Genomic DNA, 17,590 nt, shown 5'->3' with positions numbered 1-17,590 from the left:
AGGGTGTCCAGGGGACCGTGGAATAAATGCCGGCTGTTTGGCGTTTATGCCGCGAAAGCCCCTTGACACCCTGGAGGTCGCAGACGCTGACGGCAGTTGTCGGGGATGTTTTTTCATCCCCGGCGGCTGCCTCACGGCGAGTGCGGGGTCTGGGGCAGCGCCCCAGGGTTTGCTCGCCGCTGAGGGTCTAACGTGCGGCCGGGGGAGGCTTGGAAGCGTCCCTGCCCGCCGTGGCCTGGACGGGCGAGCGGACTTCCGGCAGGGGCCGCGGTTTGCGCCGGGTCTCGCCGTCGAGAATGATCTGATAAGCACGGTCGCGCAAACGGTCGAGCGTCGCCGCCCCCATCAACTTGTTGGGAAACGCCGCGCCCCACTCGTCGAAGTGCAAATTGCTGGTCAGCAAGGTGGTCGTGCGCTCATAACGGGCATCAATCAGATCGTGGAAATCCTCATCCTGCGGCGAGCGCATAGGACGCAGCCCGAAGTCATCAATTGCCAGCACATCGACGCGGGCCAGTTGACGCAGCTTGCGCTCAAAGGAATCGGTCGCCCGCGCCGCGTGCAGCTGAGCCAGTAGCTTGGCGTGCGAAATGAACAGGACCTCATGGCCGGCGCGCAGTGCGCAATGGCAGAGCGACTGGACCAGGTGAGACTTGCCCGTACCGGTCGGACCGGCGATCAGAACCGGCGCCTGTTCGAGGACGAATCGGCAGGTTGCCAGCTCGGCAATCAAGGCGTGATTGACCGACGGACTGTGGCTGCAATCGAAACGTTCCAGAGTCTTGTCGCCGACCACCTGCGCCTTGCGCAGGCGCTGGGCAAACTGACGCTGATCACGACGGGCGACTTCGTCCTCGACCAGCAACGCCAGGAAGTCGGTGTAGGCCAGCTTGGCCTCGATCGCCTGACGGTTTCTCGCCTCGAGCGAGTCGAGGATGCCGGACAGGCGCAGTTGCTTGAGCAGGGGTTCAAGTGGGAGCATGGGATTCATGAGAGGATTCCAGATAGATAAGGGATGAGCAAGGAGCGGCGCGCCGTGCGGCGGCTCAATGCAACAGATCGGAGGGTTGGCGGCGGAAGTGGCCGCCACTCAGATAGGGCGCTTCCAGCGTCGGCGCGTCGATCAACTCCGGCTGCTGGTCGAGTCCGGTCTGGAGGATCTGCTTGATCGTGCGATAGCTCGGCGTACCAAAGTTCAGCGCGCGGCTACACGCCGCGTCGAGTCGGTTGCGACCGAACTGATCGGCCAAGCGCAGCAAGCCCTGGACGGCGCGCAGCTGATCGAGCACACGCTTCGCGAACAAGCTCTCGACGACCGCCCGACAAGCCGGCCCGACCGCCGTGGCCTGGGTCAAGCACCACTGCGGATCGCGCATGAAGTAAGCCTGGGCGTCGGGTGGCAGATGATCCGCGACGGTCGACCGCGTACCCGCTTTGAACAGGCGCGGATGGATCGCCACCAGCTCGTGCTCGTGATAGAGGCGTACGACATCCGGCGTGATTTCCAACCACAGCGTCTGGTGGATCAGGCGAAACGGCGCTGAGTAGTGGCAATACGCATGCTGGACGTGGCCGTTGCCGTGCAGCTTGGCCTTAGCCCAGGTTGGGCACGTTGGCGCGACGGCGGGCAGCGGCTGCAGCAGCGCTTGCTCGGTTTCGTTGAAGCGCATGAGCGGCCGCTCACGCGTACTGCCGTGGAGGCGATTGCCTGCCTCGCCCTGAATCCACGCCTCTAATTGCGCATTCGCGTGCGCCAGGCTATGAAACTCGCGCAGCGGCATGAAGTTGCCCTTGACATATTTGACTCCCGACTCCACGCGGCCTTTCTTGGCCGGGTCCGCGACCGGACAGGGGTCGATTACAAAGGCATAGCCGAGCGCGAGTTCGGCGTAGGCGCGCTGCACCGTCGGCTCGTAGTAGCAGGCGCGCGTGATCGCGCACTTCGGGTTGTCTATCCGTACCTTGCGCGGGACGCCGTTGAACCACTCGAAGGCGTGCCGGTGGCAGGCCAGCCAGGTCTCGACGCTCTGGTTGCGCACCACTTCGGCGTACTGGTGCCGACTCCACGACAAGGTCATGACGAAGAACCAGGTCTTGAACACCTCGCCGGAATGGCGGTCGGTGATCAGCGGTCCCGAACCGAAGTCGACCTGCGCTTGTTCGCCGACGGCAAAGTCGAGCATCACGGTCGCCACCGGGGCGGGGGCCGCTTCGCTACGCAGGAAGCGATAGACGGCATGCACGCTGCCGCCGTAGCCGTACCGGCGGGCCAGCGCCTGGCGGATGCTGCTCACGGCAATGCCCTGACGGTGCCACTCGAGAACGTTCTCGCGAAAGGGCTCCACAGTGGACAGGTGGCTCGCGTTCTTGACCGCCCCGCCGCCCGCCGTCTGGTAGTAACGCGCCATCGTCGCGTCGTCCGGCAGCGGGCTCGTCGCCTCCAGCCAGTTCTGCGCGGCGGCGATGTCTCGCACACGTGCGACGGTGTCGCGCCCGACCCCCTGTGCTCGGGCGACCGCCCGATTGCTTTCGCCCAGTCGCAGGCGTTGAATCATTTGTCGTATTTCGTACATTTCGAACTTCCTGTTAGCCATTGCGCCTGCCCCCGGCAAAATTGCCAGAGGTTACACAATCGGAAGTCCAAAACCGCCTCTACTTGCCTTCTACGTGGCCTTATTGTGCCGCGATTGCTCTGGCCTCATTGCGCCGCGAGTCCAGTGGCCTCATTACGCCGCCACCGAAATGGCCTTATAGCGGCGCGAACTAACACAGGATCACGTGCAGATTTCTGATTGCACCCGGCAGTCAGGCTGTTGAGCGTCAGCGGATAGGCGTCGGGGGTCGTCTTCTCTTTCTCGATCAGTACGCCGAGGATGCGTGCTTCGAGGAAACTGAGAGTCGCTTGGTTGTCCGCCATCGGTAGTTGGGCTCCAGTGGATTACTTGGCGCAGGGGTCGGAGTACGACACTCAGGCGAGTCGCTGACCATGCTCCCGCGAGTCGAGAAAGCCGACACGGGGCCATTTCTCGCTGGTCACCTCCAGGTTGTAGCGAGTGCTGGCCAGGTAGACGGCATTGCCGTCGACATCCTTCGCCATTCGGTAAAGTTGCTCACGCTCGAAGTTGCGGCGCGTCGTCTCGTCGGGAAAAGTCAGCCAGCGGGCCGTGTAGATGTCGGCCGACTCGAAGATGGCATCGACCTTGTACTCGGTCTGCAGGCGCTGGGCGACGACTTCGAATTGCAGATTGCCGACGGCGCCGAGCAACAGCGCGCCGCTGGCAAGGTTCTCGAAGACCTGGATCGCGCCCTCTTCGCCGAGTTCCTGGAGCCCCTTCAGCAATTGCTTGCTCTTCAATGGGTCGCGCAGCCGGGCCACGCGGAAGAGTTCGGGCGAGAAATAGGGAATGCCCTTGAAACCCAGGTCTTCGCCCTCGCTCAAGGTGTCGCCGATGTGCAGGTTGCCGTGGTTGTGGATACCAATGATGTCGCCGGCGACGGCGTCCTCCATCAGCAGGCGCTCGTTGGCCATGAAGGTCAGCACGTTGGCCAGCTTCATGTCGCGATCGAGGCGAAGGTGCCTGACCTTCATCCCCGGCGTGTACCGTCCCGAACAGACGCGGAAGAAGGCGATGCGGTCACGGTGCTTGGGATCCATGTTGGCCTGGATCTTGAACACGAAACCCGAGAACGTCGCCTCGCCGGGCTGCACCATGCGGGCACCGCCGTCGCGCTCCTGCGGTGGTGGAGCCCAGTCGAGCAGCGCCTGGAGAATCTCCTGAACACCGAAGTTATTGATCGCCGAGCCGAAGAACACGGGCGATTGGCTACCGGCAAGAAAGCCGACCAGATCGAAGGGGCTGCTCGCGCTCTGAATGAGGTCGACGTCTTCGCGCAGCTTGCCGACCTCACCGGGAAACTGGGCATCGAGCAACGGATTGTCCAGTCCCTGGAGTTGCTCCGACTCACCGCGCCGCTCCTCGCCGGCAGCGAAGTGCAGCAGCCGGTCGTTCAGCAGGTGGTAGACGCCGCGAAACGTCTTCCCCATCCCGATCGGCCAGGTAATCGGCGCACATTCGATGCCGAGTACCGACTCGATCTCCTCCAGGAGGTCGAAGGGCTCGCGCACCTCCCGGTCGAACTTGTTGACGAAGGTAATGATTGGCGTGTTGCGCATTCGGCAGACGTTGAGCAGCTTGATGGTCTGCGCTTCGACGCCTTTGGCGGCGTCGATGACCATCACGGCTGCATCGACAGCGGTCAGGACGCGGTAGGTATCTTCCGAGAAATCCTCGTGGCCCGGGGTATCGAGGAGATTGATCGTGTGTTCCTGGTAGTCGAACTGCATGACGGAACTGGTTACGGAAATGCCGCGCTGCTTTTCCACTTCCATCCAGTCGGAGGTGGCGTGGCGGGCACTCTTGCGTCCCTTGACGGTGCCGGCGAGCTGGATGGCGCCACCGAACAGCAGCAGCTTTTCGGTGAGAGTCGTCTTGCCCGCATCGGGGTGGGAAATTATGGCAAAGGTTCGCCGCCGTGCGATGTCACGCAGAATCTCGGGCGGAAAGTGGAGATTGCTCTGGGTGGTGCTCATCAGGAAACTTTCGCCGGCAGGAAAAGAAAAGCCGCCGGCCGGGAAGATGCAAGCTGACCCGCTGGCGGTACGCAGCACGAACTATAGCAAGACTCGGGCCGAGCTGGAACCGCGGCGCCTGCCGCGCGGATTGAGCAAAGTCGCGCGTGATCGCGGTTCGCCCGCGCGCCGGCCGCGTCGGCGAATGTTCAGACGCGGCAGCGCTTTGTCAGATAAGGTGACGGCTCGCAAGTTCGTCCTTCAGCCACGCGTAACAGATGGGCGCCGCGACCAGACCGGCGAGGCCGAAGCAGCCTTCCATGACCAGCATCGCGGTCAGCAGTTCCCAGGCGCTCGCCCTGATCTGGGCGCCGACAATACGCGCGTTGAGGAAATACTCGAGTTTGTGAATCACGACGAGAAAGGCAAGCGAGGAGATTGCGACCCCCGGCGAATGCGCCAGACTGACGACGAAGATGACGCTGTTGGAGATCAGGTTGCCGACCACTGGCAGTAGTCCAGCCAGGAAAGTGACGACGATCATGGTCTTGGTGAGCGGCAGATGGACGCCGAACAGGGGCAGCAATACACCCAGATAGAGCGCGGTAAACAAGGTGTTCAGTGCCGAGATGCGCACTTGCGCGAAGACCACGCGCCGAAACGCCTCACCCAGACGAAAGATTCGTTCGGCGAGAGCCAGTGCCAGCGGCCCACTCGTGCCGGAGGCAGCACCTTCGCGCAGCGACACCATGCCGCCGATGACCATGCCGATCAGCACGTGGGCGAGCATGTGCCCCGTCTCCTTGCCAATCAGTTGCAGTTCGGCGGCATGCTCGCGCAGCCAGTGGCTGGCGCGCTCGCGTAGTGCCTCAACGTCCCGTGGCAGCAAATCGGCCAACCAAGCGGGCAAGGTCGAGCGTGAGGTCTCGATGATCTCAGCCATCTTGGCCAGCAGGGCGGCGAAACTACCGCCCTCGCTGCCCATGAAAGCCAAGACCCCGAGCACGGCCCCCGTCACGGCACCGACCACGACCAGCACCACCAGGCCGACGGCCAGACCCCTGGCGCGGGCGTTCGAGAGATGGCGCGAAAACAGTGGTGCCAGAACATGGACCAGTTCATAGACCAGCAGTCCCGCAATCAGGGCCGGCAGCAGGTGAATGCTGATCACCGTGACCATCGCTGCCACGGCCAGGATCCAGGCGGCGTAGTCTTGTGGGCCGGCCGGCCGGAGCGCGTTCAGGCGAGCCATCCTGGCGGCGGCTCATCGGTCAAGCGGGAGCCCGAGGTGAGCTCTTGACCCGTGGTCCCCAACCAGGCCAGCACGCCTTGACCGGCGGCGCGGCCGCTGGCCAGACACGCGGTGAGCAGGTAGCCGCCGGTGGGTGCCTCCCAGTCGAGCATTTCGCCGGCGCAAAAGATGCCGGGAAGACTGCTGAGCATCAGCCGCTCGTCGAGTGCCTCGAAGCATACGCCACCGGCACTGCTGATCGCCTCGTCGAGCGGCCGCGGGGCGAGAAGGCGCAGCGGCAGGCACTTGATGGCCGCCCCCAGGCGCTGAGGATCGACCATAGTCTCTGCCGAAAGGCATTCATGCAGTAGTCCGAGCTTGACGCCCTTGAGCCGCAGGCGGCTTTGCAGATGGCTCGCCAGCGAGCGCGCGCCACGCGGACGCGCCAGTTCCCTGATGACCCGCTCCTGGTCGTAGCCAGGCAGCAGATCGAGGTGCAGCGTCGCCGACCCACGCGCTTCGATCTCGTCGCGCAAAAGCGCCGAGAGAGCGTAGATGCCGCTGCCTTCCACGCCGGTTGCGGTGAGCACGAACTCGCCAAGCCGCTGGTGCCGAGCCCCGGTCCGGTCGAGGAAAGAGAGCACCACCGGCTTGACCGGCTGACCGGCAAAGCGTTCGCGAAGGTGCTGACTCCAGCCAACATCGAAACCGCAGTTTGCCGGACGCAGCGGGGCGAGCGCTACTCCGGCCTCGGCGAGGAAGGCGCACCAGCGTCCGTCCGAGCCGAGTCTGGCCCAACTTCCACCACCGACCGCCAATACCACCGCGTTCGCCTGGCAGCGCCGTTCGCCGTTCGGAGTGAGGAAGAACAAAGCAGTGCGTTCGCCGGTGCTGCGCGTCCAGCCGTGCCAGCGGTGGCGAACGTGAAACCGCACGCCGTTTGTGCGCAGGCGCTGCTGCCAGGCACGCAGCAGCGGTGCCGCCTTCATGCCGGCAGGGAAGACGCGTCCGGAACTGCCGACGAAGCTGTCGACCCCAAGGCCGCACATCCAGTCGCGTACGGCAGTGGGCCCGAAGGCGGCGAGCAAAGGTTTGAGGCGGTCCTCGCGGCCGCCATAGCGGCTGCAGAAGGCGGCGTCTGGCTCCGAGTGCGTAATGTTGAGGCCGCCCTTGCCGGCCATCAGAAACTTGCGGCCGACTGAGGGCATGGCATCGTAGAGATCAACGCCGACCCCGTGGCGGCTGATGGTCTCGGCTGCCATCAGGCCGGCCGGTCCGCCACCAATGACCGCGACCCGTTGTGCCGACGTCGTGCAGTCAACGCTCAAGCGACCACCAAGCGCGTCGGATCACTCAGGCGATTGCGTAGCCAGGTCAGCCCGAGGGCCGGGAGGGCGGCATCCAGTCGCTCCGGTTGCGCGGTGGCGAGTAGCCTCAGCTGGCCCCGACCCCGAGCCGATGCTCCGGCAAGCCGGACGCACTGGCGGGCGACCGCGTCGGCGACATCGACCAGCGACGCCCTCTGGGCGACGATCGGTTCGAGCGTCGGGCAAAGGAAGGCATAGTGGGTACAGCCGAGGACGATCTGGTCGACGCCGGCGGCGAGCAGCGGGGCGAGATGCTGGCGCGCTTCCTCGACAAAATCGGGATCCTCGAGGCGCAGGCTCTCCACTCGCGTGGCCCACCCCGGGCAGGGCTCCACGTCGACCCGTACCGATCCGGCATGTTGCCGGATAAGCTGCGCCAGGCGTTGGCTGCGCGCCGTCGAGGCCGTGGCGAGCACGGCGATCCGGCCGCTGCGTGACGCGGCCGCGGCCGGTTTGACGCCGGGTTCGACGCCGACCACGGGCAGCATGGGGAAGCTTTCACGAAACGCAGCGACGGCGGCGGCGGTCGCAGTGTTGCAGGCGACGACAATGACGCCGCAACCCTGGTCGACCAGGTGACGGCCGATACGCAGGACGCGGCTGCGGATGAACGCATCGTCCTTGTCGCCATAGGGAACGTGGGCGGTATCGGCGAGGTACACCAGGTCGGCTCGCGGTAGCGCGCGGGCGATGGCCGCCAACACCGAGAGCCCGCCGAGTCCGCTGTCGAAAACACCGATCATCCGCTAGCGTACAGCGCTAGCGGGCGGCAATCACCGCGACTTCCAGCAAGAAGTCGTGATGGGCCAGCTTCGCTTCGACGCAAATCCGGGCCGGAGCGGTGCCACGCGGAACCCAACGGTCCCAGACGGCGTTCACGGCGATGGCATCGTCGATATCGCGCAGGTAAATCGTTACCATGAGCAGCCGCGTCTTGTCGCTGCCGGCCTGCTCGAGGAGCTTCTCGACTCCGGCGAGGACTTCGCGTGTCTGCGTGGCGACATTGGCGTCAAGCGTTTGCGGCGTCTCGACGAGATAGATCGTGTTGCCATACGCACAAATGTCGGAATACCGTTGTGTCGTGCCGTGCCGCTCTATCGCCATGGGCTTTCTCCAGGAAAGGCGAAGCCGGCATACGGCCGGCTTGCTGTCCGTTAGGTAGGGGTATTCAGGCTACAGCGACCGGGATCTTGCCGATCCTGGCCTGCCATTCCTTGGGTCCGGTGTTGTGCACCGACGTGCCGGCCGAATCCACCGCAACCGTGACCGGCATGTCCTTGACGTCGAACTCGTAGATCGCTTCCATGCCGAGATCCGCAAAACCGACCACCTTTGCGGTCTTGATCGCCTTGGCCACCAGATAAGCGGCACCGCCGACGGCCATCAGGTAGGCCGACCGGTGCTTGCGTATCGCCTCGATCGCGGTCGGGCCGCGTTCCGCTTTGCCGACCATCGAGATCAGTCCGGTCTGGGCAAGCATCATTTCGGTGAACTTGTCCATGCGTGTGGCCGTCGTCGGACCTGCCGGGCCGACCGCTTCGTCGCGAACGGGGTCAACCGGCCCGACGTAGTAGATGACGCGGTTGGTGAAATCGACGGGCAGTTTCTCGCCTCTGGCGAGCATTTCCTGGATGCGCTGGTGGGCTGCATCGCGGCCGGTCAGCATCCTGCCGTTGAGCAGCAACGTCTGGCCGGGCTTCCAGGCAGCGACTTCGGCGGGTGTCAGCGCGTCGAGATTCACCCGCGTCGAGGTCTCTGTGTCGGGTGCCCAGTTGACCCTGGGCCACTCGGCAAGATCGGGTGGGGTCAGGACGGCTGGCCCGGAACCGTCGAGATGGAAGTGTGCGTGGCGAGTTGCGGCACAGTTCGGGATCATCGCCACTGGCAGGCTCGCGGCATGCGTCGGGTAGTCGAGGATCTTGACGTCGAGTACGGTAGTCAGACCACCGAGGCCCTGGGCACCGATGCCCAGCGCGTTGACCTTCTCGTAGAGCTCGAGGCGCAGTTCCTCAACGCGGTTGGCCGCGCCACGGGCGATGAGTTCGTGGATGTCGACCGGCGCCATCAATGATTCCTTGGCCAGCAGCATCGCCTTCTCCGGCGTGCCGCCAATGCCGATGCCGAGGATGCCCGGCGGACACCAGCCCGCTCCCATCGTCGGCACCGTCTTCAGCACCCAGTCGACGATCGAGTCGGAGGGGTTGAGCGCGTAAAACTTCGACTTGTTCTCCGAGCCCCCGCCCTTGGCCGCGCAGATGACTTCGACGTGGTGGCCGGGAACGATCTCGTAGTGGACGACCGCCGGCGTGTTGTCGCGCGAGTTCTTGCGCGCGCCGGCCGGGTCGAGAAGTACCGACGCGCGCAACTTGTTGTCGGGATTGTTGTAGGCCCGACGAACGCCCTCGTTGCACATTTCCTGCACCGACAGCGCGGCGTCCCAGTGCACGTCCATGCCGACCTTGAGGAAGATCACGGCGATGCCCGTATCCTGGCAGATGGGGCGGTGACCTTCCGCGCACATGCGGCTGTTGGTGAGAATCTGGGCGATCGCGTCGCGCGCTGCCGGGCTTTGCTCCCGCTCGTAGGCCGCGCCAAGCGCCTTGATGTAGTCGAGCGGGTGATAGTAGCTGATGTACTGGAACGCGTCGGCGACGCTCTGAATGAAGTCTTCCTGCTTGATAGTGGTCATTTCAGGCTCTCTTTGGTGGGTAGCGCGGGAAGCCCCGCTGCGGGTGTTCCGTCGTTCCGTCAGTGCTGCGCTCCGTGCTGCGACCTGCTCAGCGCGAGCGTCTGGGTCATTACTCGATCGACCCAGACCATGGACAGCGCGGAGAGGAGAAATACCGCATGGATGACGACCTGCCACTTGATCGTGTGCTCGTTCATGTTGCCGGCGTTGATGAAGGTTTTCAGGAGGTGGATCGACGAAATGCCGATGATGGCCGTCGACAGCTTGATCTTGAGCACGCCGGCATTGACGTGCGACAGCCATTCCGGCTGGTCGGGATGGCCTTCGAGGTCGAGTCGGGAGACAAAGGTCTCATAGCCGCCGATGATGACCATGATCAGCAGGTTGGCGATCATTACCACGTCGATCAGGCCGAGGACGACAAGCATGACCTCCGTCTCGCTGATGCGCGTGCTACTGAAAAACAGGTTGTGAATGAGGTGCCACAACTCGCTCATGAACAGATACACGTAGGCGCCCTGGGCGATGATCAGGCCGAGATAGAGTGGCGCCTGCAGCCAGCGGCTCCAGAAGATGAACATCTCGAGCTTGTCGACGGTGGGTTTCATTGATGCCATTTTGCTTCGGCTTCGTGGGTTCCTGGACGCTGAATTCTAGCATCAATGAAGGCCGGCTTTCGCTTGTGCCCACGCGCTGTGGCGTAAGTGGTGTGTAAGATTGGCGGCGTTTAATCGGCGGCAGTTGACGCGACACGGAGCGGCACTCTGGGGTATTGTCTAGCCGCCGCGCGGCGAGGTCGCCAACACTTGCTCACTTTCGCTGTCTGCCGCATTCGACGTCTTGAATCCTCTAACAAAATACTGCACAGGAGATCGAACATGTCACTGAACGAGGCCGTAACTTTCATTGAGCCATCCGCCGAGTTTGTCAAACAGGCAACGATTTCCGGCATGGATGCCTACAAGGCCTTGTGTGCCGAGGCAGCCAAGGACTACACGGGCTACTGGGCACGGCTGGCGCGTGAACACGTGTCGTGGAAGCAGCCGTTCACCCAGGTGCTTGACGAGTCCAATGCCCCGTTTTTCAAGTGGTTTGCCGACGGTACTCTGAACGCTTCCTACAACTGCCTCGACCGCAACATCGAGGCGGGTCTCGGCGACAAGGTGGCGATCGTCTTCGAAGCCGATGACGGCGCCGTCACCAGGGTCACCTACAAGGAATTGCTGTCCCGCGTCAGCCAGTTCGCCAACGGCCTGCGTGCGCGCGGTATCAAGAAAGGGGACCGGGTCGTCATCTACATGTCGATGGGTGTCGAGGGAATTGTCGCGATGCAGGCCTGTGCGCGCATCGGCGCCATTCACTCGGTGGTCTTCGGTGGTTTCTCCGCGCAGTCGGTGCGCGACCGGATCAACGACGCCGGTGCCGTCGCGGTGATCACCGCCGACGAGCAGTGCCGGGGTGGCAAGAAGATCCCGCTCAAGCCGGCCGTCGACGAAGGTATCGCCCTCGGTGGTTGCGAGTCGATCAAGGATGTCATCGTCCTCCAGCGCACCGGCGGCGCCTGCAACATGGTCGCCGGCCGTGACATCTGGTGGCACGACGTGATCGCCGGCCAGTCCGATGTCTGCGAGCCGGAATGGGTGGAAGCCGAGCACCCGCTTTTTCTGCTCTACACCTCGGGTTCGACGGGCAAGCCGAAGGGCGTGCAGCACTCGACCGGTGGCTACCTGCTGCATGCGATCGTGACGATGAAGTGGACCTTCGACCTGAAGCCCAACGATCTCTTCTGGTGCACGGCGGACATCGGCTGGGTGACCGGTCACACCTACATCACCTATGGGCCACTCGCCTGCGGCGGTACCGAGATCGTTTTCGAAGGCATCCCGACCTATCCCGATGCCGGTCGTTTCTGGAAGATGATCCAGGACCACAAGGTCAATATCTTTTACACGGCGCCGACCGCGATCCGCTCGCTGGTCAAGGCGGCCGATACCAATCAGGCGGTTGCGCCCACGCAGTACGACCTGTCGTCTCTGCGCCTGCTCGGGACGGTTGGCGAGCCGATCAATCCGGCCGCCTGGCAGTGGTACTACGATAGCGTCGGCGGCGGCCGTTGCCCAATCGTCGATACCTTCTGGCAGACCGAAACCGGCGGCCACATGATTACCCCACTGCCGGGCGTCACACCGCTGGTGCCGGGCTCCTGCACCCTGCCTTTCCCCGGTATCCAGGCTGCCGTCGTCGATGAAACCGGCACCGAGCTCGACTGGGGCAAGGGTGGCCTGCTCGTTGTCAAGAGGCCGTGGCCGGCGATGATTCGCAACATCTGGGGCGATCCCGAGCGGTTCAAGAAGTCCTACTATCCTGACGACTTCAATGGCAAGCTGTACCTTGCCGGCGACGGTTCGATACGCGATGTCAATACGGGCTATTTCACGATTACCGGGCGTATCGACGATGTGCTCAACGTCTCCGGGCATCGGATGGGAACGATGGAAATCGAGTCCGCACTGGTTTCACACCCGATGGTCGCGGAAGCGGCGGTGGTTGGCCGGCCGGATGATCTGACCGGCGAGGCGATCTGTGCCTTTGTCGTGCTGAAAGGGCCGCGGCCAACCGGCGAGGCAGCGAAGAAGATGATCAAGGAATTGCAGGATCATGTTGGCCGTGAGATCGGGCCGATTGCCAAACCCAAGGATCTGCGCTTCGGTGAGAACCTGCCGAAGACACGATCCGGCAAAATCATGCGCCGTCTGCTGCGTTCTCTGGCCAAGGGGGAAACCGTCGCGCAGGATGTGTCGACGCTCGAGAATCCGGCCATTCTCGAACAACTGCGCGGCTGATGTGGTGGCCGGCGGTGGTCCGCGTTGTTCTGCAACGCGCGACTGCCCGGCCGGTTCGTTGTCGGTAACGTGACCAGCAGGCCTGGCTCTGCCGCTCGACGGCAGAGCCAGGCAATCCGTAACAACTCCAAGAGGGTGAGCAGGAGTCGCCTGCCAGGCCGGCGTGTGCCGGCCTGTTCGTTTGCCCCGTTCGAGGAGCAGGGATGAGTAACAGTGCGACGGAGATGCTGGTCTCTGCAACGATCACCTTCCTGAGGGGCTACCCGCCTTTTGATCGCATGGAAGCGGAGGCGCTGCGCTTCCTCGTCGAGCACGTCAAGCTCGCGCACTATCCGAAGGGGGCGAGGATTCTGGCGAGTGAGATGGGTGTGGCGCGGACCCTGCACATCGTCCAGCGCGGCAAGGTGCGGGCCAAGCCCGGTGGCGGCGCCGGCAATGCCGAGCACTCGGCGGTCACTCTGGGTCCGGGCCAGTGCTTTTCGATTGGTGCGCTGATGGCCCAGCAGCCTTCGTCCACAGCCTACGTGGCGCGCGAGGATGTCTTCTGCTACGAGTTGCCGGCCGACGAGTTCTTCAGCCTGACGCAGCGGAGCACTGTTTTCAACCTCTTCTGCACGCAGTACATCGCCGGCCTGCTCGACCAGTCGCAGCAGCAGTTGCAGCTTCAGTTCGCCCAACGGGCGACCGAACAGAAAACGATGAATTCGCCGCTCAGCGCGATCGTCAAGCGCGAACCGGTGGCGGTGGCGCCGGAAACGTCGATTCGCCAGGTGGTCGAGTTGATGGCGAGCCGGCATCTCGGGTCGATGGTTGTCGTCGATTCCGCCCAGCAGCCGATCGGCATCTTCACGCTGTCGGATGTTCTCAAGCGTATCGTGCTGCCGGGGGTGTCTCTTGAGCAAACGATCGCCTCCGTGATGTCGCCCGCACCGCTTACCCTGCCGCTTGCTGCGAACGCCCACGATGCGGCACTGACCATGGCCATGCACGCTGTCCGGCATGTGCTGGCGGTCGACGAAGGAGGGCGCCTGAAGGGCGTGGTTTCCGAGCGCGACCTGTTCAAGCTCCAGGGTGGCGGCCTCCGGCAAATCCGCCACTCGATCGATTCGGCCGGGAGTATCGAGGTGCTGCGGCACGCCCGCGAGGATGTCCGCCAGTTGTCGCTGACCATGCTCACCGAGGGCGTCGGCGGCCAGGAGATCACCCAGTTCATCTCCACGCTGAACGATACGGTGACGCGTCGGATCATCGAGCTAAATCTCGATCGCCACGACCTCTACGGGATCGATTGGGCGTGGTTGTCCTTTGGATCGGAGGGGCGTGACGAGCAGACCTTCACCACCGATCAGGATAACGGCATCGTCTATCTTCTGACCGACCTCATGGATCGCGAGCAGACGCAATTGCGTTTTCTCGAGTTTGCCCGCGACGTCAACGACGATCTGGACAAGTGCGGCTTCCCCTTGTGCAAGGGCAACATCATGGCCAGCAATCCTGACCTCTGCCTGACGCTCGAGGAATGGGAGGAGCGCTTTGCGCGCTGGGTGCGCACCCCGGAACCGCAGGCGCTCCTGAACGCGACAATCTTCTTCGACTTTCGTCCGCTCTACGGCAGGTTCAACCTGGCACACCGCTTGCGGCTGTCGCTGTTCAGACAGACCCAGGGCAATCCGCTCTTCCTGCGCATGCTGGCGCAGAACGCACTCGGTGTGGCACCGCCTCTCGGCAGGATCCGGGACTTCGTCACCGGCGCCGATCCTGAGCATCCGGGCACTATCGACGTCAAGAAGTACGGTGTCCGCCTGTTTACGGACGCTGCACGCGTTTTCGCCCTGGCGCGTCAGGTCGAGGCGACCAATACGGTCAGTCGCCTCAAGAGGGCGGGCGCCTTGATGAACATTGCCAGGGATGATCTTGCGGCGAGCATCGAAGGTTTCAACTTCCTGCAACTCCTGCGCTTGCGGCACCAGCACTTTGAGCAGGAGCATGGACGGGCGGGCGACAATCTCATCAGGCCGGATGAACTGAACGAGATCGAGCGGCGCATTCTCAAGGAAGCCTTCCGGCAGGCGCGCAAACTGCAGGCGCGCCTGAAACTCGATTATCAGCTGTGATCATGGCCTGGTACTCGCGACTTTTCACCGCTCAGGAAGGACGCAAGCCTGGCTTGACCACGAGCCAGCAGCAGTCGATCGATGCCTGGCATGAGTTGCCTGCTGCCGACCTGCGGCGTTCCCACTACCGAACTCGCTACGTGGTGGTGGATGTCGAAACGACCGTGATCGGGGGGGACGCCGATCGCCTGGTGTCGCTTGGCGCGCTGGCGGTCGTTGATGGTCTGATCGACTTCAAGGATGTCTTTCAGGCGTGTCTGGCGAACGAGTCGGCGGACGGCGAGGCTGCATCTGACGGTCGGCCGCAAATCGAAACCGCTCGCATTGCTGCGGTCGATGCGATGCTCGCATTCCTGCGCTTCGCCGGCAAGGCGCCACTGATTTCTTTCCACGCTTCGTTCGCTGCGCAGCAGGTCGATCGCGCGATGGGCGAATGCCTCGGCGTCGCGTTGCGGCAGCCGTGGATCGATCTGGCCTGGGTGATGTCCGATCTCTTTCGTGATGTCGGCGATGACAGTCAGGGAGGTCTCGACGGCTGGCTCGCCCATTTCGACATCGAGAGCATCAAGCGCCACGACGTGGTATCGGACGCCTACGCGACGGCCAAGCTGTTGCAAATCACGATTGCCCGGGCGGCGCGCAAGGGTTTCGATAGCCCAAGCAGTCTTCTCGACCTTGAGAAGGCACGTCGTCATCTGCACCAGAGCGGCTAGACCTGCGACGAGCGATGGCCGACTACACCGTCCCGCTGCGTCGCTATTACGGTTCCTACACCGCTGGCTTCTTTGTCGTCATCGTCGCGCTGGCCGTACTTGAACGCTACGGGATGCCGCCGCGCTGGATCGGCTATTCCTTTCTTTTCCTGACCATATTCCTGTACGCCACGATTGGCGTACTGGCGCGGACGGCGAGCGTTTCCGAATACTACGTTGCCGGTCGGCGCGTCCCGGCCGTCTTCAATGGCATGGCTACCGGCGCCGACTGGATGAGTTCTGCGTCGTTCATGGGGCTCGCCGGGACGCTATATTTGTCGGGCTATCAGGGGCTCGCCTACGTGATGGGCTGGACCGGCGGCTATGTCCTGGTGGCCCTGTTACTGGCCCCCTATCTGCGTCGCTTTGGGCAATACACCATCCCGGACTTTCTTGCTGCCCGCTATGGCGGGAACCGGGCGCGTCTGGTCGGAGTCTTTGCGACAGTCCTGGCATCCTTCGTCTACGTGGTGGCGCAGATCTATGGCGTTGGCCTGATCACCAGCCGCTTTGTCGGCCTGCAGTTCGAGATCGGTGTTTTCGTTGGCCTGGCCGGCATACTGGTGTGCTCATTCCTTGGCGGCATGCGGGCCGTCACCTGGACACAGGTCGCCCAGTACACGATCCTGATCGTTGCCTACCTCGTGCCGGTCACCATTCTGTCGTACCAGGTCACCGGCGTTCCGGTGCCACAACTGACCTACGGCATGGTCCTGCAGAAGGTCCAGTCTCTTGAGGAAAAACTCTTCGATGAGCCTGCCGAAGTCGAAGCGCGCCGCCTTTTTCGCGAACGCGCCGATGGCTACCATGAGCGGATCCTGACGTTGCCGGCGTCGCTCGAAGAAGAACGACAACGTCTATCCGAGCGAATCAACGAACTGAAGACGGATAACGCTCAGATGCGTGAGGTGGTGGCCATCGAGCGCCAGCGCCGGGAGTTGCCCACGACCAGCGAAGCCGCCCGGGATTACTGGGAGAGCCTGATGCGACAGGCGGCACAGCGCGGGGCAGAACCCGAGCACCATGTCACCGCTTACCCGGGAGAGGGGGGCGCGGTGAACGATACTGCACGCCTCAATTTCCTTACCCTGGTCTTCTGTCTGATGGTCGGTACCGCCGCGCTGCCGCACGTTCTGATGCGCTACTACACGACTCCCAGCGTGCGCGAGGCACGCAACTCGGTTTTCTGGTCGTTGCTTTTCATTCTGGTGCTCTATCTCACCGCACCGGCGTACGCGGTCTTTGCCAAGTACGAGATCTACTCGACCCTTGTCGGCTCCTCGATGGCGCAGTTGCCCGTCTGGGTGAATGCATGGGGCAAGATCGGGCTGGTGTCGATCGAGGACGTCAACGGCGACGGCATTCTCCAGCTCGCTGAACTGTCGCTCAACCCGGATGTGATTCTCCTGGCGACACCCGAAATCGCGGGTTTGCCGTACGTGATTTCGGGGTTGGTTGCGGCGGGCGCTCTTGCCGCCGCCCTGTCCACCGCCGATGGGCTTTTGCTGACGATTGCCAGCGCATTGTCGCACGACGTCTACTACAAGGTATTCCGCCCGAACGCGACAACACAATGGCGGTTGGTGGTCTCGAAGTCGCTCCTTCTGGTAGTTGCCGTGCTGGCGGCGACCGTCGCGTCGCAGAAGCCGGCGACCATTCTGTTCATGGTCGCCTGGGCCTTCTCTCTGGCGGGTTCGGCGTTCTTCCCGGCACTCATACTGGGCATCTTCTGGAAAAGAGCCAATCCGACGGGGGCGGTCAGCGGCATGGTGATCGGCCTTCTGGTCACCATCTACTATATGGTGCGCGTCCAGTTCGATACCATCCCGTGGCTGGGAATTAACGGAATCGGCATGGAGCCCTGGCTCGGCATCCAGTCGACCTCTGCCGGTGTGTGGGGTGTCGCTGCCGGCTTTGTGACCATCATTGTCGTCAGCCTGTGCGGCAAGCCACCCAGCAAGGAAACACAGGACTTTGTTGAAAGTGTGCGTTACCCAGAGTTCGAACGCCCATGAGGGATGTTG

The 17,590-nt window shown here is 63.2% G+C and carries 13 protein-coding genes and 1 pseudogene; 4 read left to right on the top strand and 10 right to left on the bottom strand.

Going from position 1 to position 17,590, the window contains the following annotated elements:
• Positions 1–187: 187 nt before the first annotated feature.
• From istB to CAP2UW1_RS18640, 10 genes and pseudogenes are all read right to left on the bottom strand, one after another.
• The gene (gene istB, locus CAP2UW1_RS18685; protein WP_012806914.1) at positions 188–991 is read right to left on the bottom strand and encodes an IS21-like element helper ATPase IstB; all 804 of its coding nucleotides are present in this window, start codon (positions 989–991) and stop codon (positions 188–190) included.
• Positions 992–1,046: 55 nt separating this feature from the next.
• Positions 1,047–2,573, bottom strand: coding sequence for an IS21 family transposase (gene istA / locus CAP2UW1_RS18680; protein ID WP_012806915.1), 1,527 nt, complete (start codon positions 2,571–2,573; stop codon positions 1,047–1,049).
• A 191-nt stretch (positions 2,574–2,764) separates the two neighbouring features.
• Positions 2,765–2,917, bottom strand: a pseudogene (locus CAP2UW1_RS18675) (DUF480 domain-containing protein); the annotation flags it as partial.
• 51 nt (positions 2,918–2,968) lie between these two features.
• The gene (locus CAP2UW1_RS18670) at positions 2,969–4,591 is read right to left on the bottom strand and encodes a peptide chain release factor 3 (protein ID WP_015768180.1); all 1,623 of its coding nucleotides are present in this window, start codon (positions 4,589–4,591) and stop codon (positions 2,969–2,971) included.
• 208 nt (positions 4,592–4,799) lie between these two features.
• Positions 4,800–5,822 carry an AI-2E family transporter gene (locus CAP2UW1_RS18665; RefSeq protein WP_015768179.1) on the bottom strand — a complete coding sequence of 341 codons (1,023 nt, stop codon included), beginning with the start codon at positions 5,820–5,822 and terminating at the stop codon, positions 4,800–4,802.
• Positions 5,810–7,129 (bottom strand): TIGR03862 family flavoprotein, encoded by a 1,320-nt coding sequence (locus CAP2UW1_RS18660; protein WP_015768178.1) that lies wholly within the window; start codon positions 7,127–7,129, stop codon positions 5,810–5,812. The genes CAP2UW1_RS18665 and CAP2UW1_RS18660 overlap by 13 nt, the downstream gene beginning before the upstream one ends.
• Positions 7,126–7,911: a glutamate racemase gene (gene murI / locus CAP2UW1_RS18655; RefSeq protein ID WP_015768177.1), complete on the bottom strand. Its 786-nt coding sequence runs from the start codon at positions 7,909–7,911 to the stop codon at positions 7,126–7,128. Before murI ends, CAP2UW1_RS18660 begins: the two co-directional genes overlap by 4 nt.
• 16 nt (positions 7,912–7,927) lie before the next feature.
• Positions 7,928–8,272 carry a RidA family protein gene (locus tag CAP2UW1_RS18650; RefSeq protein WP_015768176.1) on the bottom strand — a complete coding sequence of 115 codons (345 nt, stop codon included), beginning with the start codon at positions 8,270–8,272 and terminating at the stop codon, positions 7,928–7,930.
• A 64-nt stretch (positions 8,273–8,336) separates the two neighbouring features.
• Entirely contained in the window at positions 8,337–9,857 is a 1,521-nt protein-coding gene (locus tag CAP2UW1_RS18645) for a fumarate hydratase (RefSeq protein WP_015768175.1), read from the bottom strand.
• Between the two features lie 59 nt (positions 9,858–9,916).
• Positions 9,917–10,465: a TIGR00645 family protein gene (locus CAP2UW1_RS18640; RefSeq protein ID WP_015768174.1), complete on the bottom strand. Its 549-nt coding sequence runs from the start codon at positions 10,463–10,465 to the stop codon at positions 9,917–9,919.
• A 270-nt stretch (positions 10,466–10,735) separates the two neighbouring features.
• On the opposite strand from CAP2UW1_RS18640, the gene acs reads away from it, so the two are divergent.
• The 4 genes from acs to CAP2UW1_RS18620 all read left to right on the top strand — a co-directional run bounded on the left by acs (position 10,736) and on the right by CAP2UW1_RS18620 (position 17,581).
• Positions 10,736–12,700, top strand: coding sequence for an acetate--CoA ligase (acs, locus tag CAP2UW1_RS18635; RefSeq protein WP_015768173.1), 1,965 nt, complete (start codon positions 10,736–10,738; stop codon positions 12,698–12,700).
• A gap of 203 nt (positions 12,701–12,903) precedes the next feature.
• Positions 12,904–14,814, top strand: a complete 1,911-nt coding sequence (locus CAP2UW1_RS18630; RefSeq protein WP_015768172.1) for a DUF294 nucleotidyltransferase-like domain-containing protein — start codon at positions 12,904–12,906, stop codon at positions 14,812–14,814.
• A 53-nt stretch (positions 14,815–14,867) separates the two neighbouring features.
• Positions 14,868–15,527, top strand: a complete 660-nt coding sequence (locus CAP2UW1_RS18625) for a 3'-5' exonuclease (protein ID WP_199931506.1) — start codon at positions 14,868–14,870, stop codon at positions 15,525–15,527.
• Positions 15,528–15,541: 14 nt separating this feature from the next.
• Positions 15,542–17,581, top strand: coding sequence for a sodium:solute symporter family protein (locus tag CAP2UW1_RS18620; protein WP_015768170.1), 2,040 nt, complete (start codon positions 15,542–15,544; stop codon positions 17,579–17,581).
• The last annotated feature ends 9 nt before the right edge of the window (positions 17,582–17,590 follow it).

Origin of the sequence: Candidatus Accumulibacter phosphatis (genome assembly GCF_000024165.1) — a bacterium.
Lineage (GTDB): Bacteria > Pseudomonadota > Gammaproteobacteria > Burkholderiales > Rhodocyclaceae > Accumulibacter > Accumulibacter phosphatis.
This window is presented reverse-complemented; position numbering and strand designations above follow the sequence as displayed.

What these genes read in the sequence shown, in the direction of transcription:
- istB (WP_012806914.1), bottom strand. Translation starts at nt 991, where the DNA reads ATGAATCCCATGCTCCCACTTGAACCCCTGCTCAAGCAACTGCGCCTG.
- istA (WP_012806915.1), bottom strand. Translation starts at nt 2,573, where the DNA reads ATGTACGAAATACGACAAATGATTCAACGCCTGCGACTGGGCGAAAGC.
- CAP2UW1_RS18670 (WP_015768180.1), bottom strand. Translation starts at nt 4,591, where the DNA reads ATGAGCACCACCCAGAGCAATCTCCACTTTCCGCCCGAGATTCTGCGT.
- CAP2UW1_RS18665 (WP_015768179.1), bottom strand. Translation starts at nt 5,822, where the DNA reads ATGGCTCGCCTGAACGCGCTCCGGCCGGCCGGCCCACAAGACTACGCC.
- murI (WP_015768177.1), bottom strand. Translation starts at nt 7,911, where the DNA reads ATGATCGGTGTTTTCGACAGCGGACTCGGCGGGCTCTCGGTGTTGGCG.
- CAP2UW1_RS18650 (WP_015768176.1), bottom strand. Translation starts at nt 8,272, where the DNA reads ATGGCGATAGAGCGGCACGGCACGACACAACGGTATTCCGACATTTGT.
- CAP2UW1_RS18645 (WP_015768175.1), bottom strand. Translation starts at nt 9,857, where the DNA reads ATGACCACTATCAAGCAGGAAGACTTCATTCAGAGCGTCGCCGACGCG.
- CAP2UW1_RS18640 (WP_015768174.1), bottom strand. Translation starts at nt 10,465, where the DNA reads ATGAAACCCACCGTCGACAAGCTCGAGATGTTCATCTTCTGGAGCCGC.
- acs (WP_015768173.1), top strand. Translation starts at nt 10,736, where the DNA reads ATGTCACTGAACGAGGCCGTAACTTTCATTGAGCCATCCGCCGAGTTT.
- CAP2UW1_RS18630 (WP_015768172.1), top strand. Translation starts at nt 12,904, where the DNA reads ATGAGTAACAGTGCGACGGAGATGCTGGTCTCTGCAACGATCACCTTC.
- CAP2UW1_RS18620 (WP_015768170.1), top strand. Translation starts at nt 15,542, where the DNA reads ATGGCCGACTACACCGTCCCGCTGCGTCGCTATTACGGTTCCTACACC.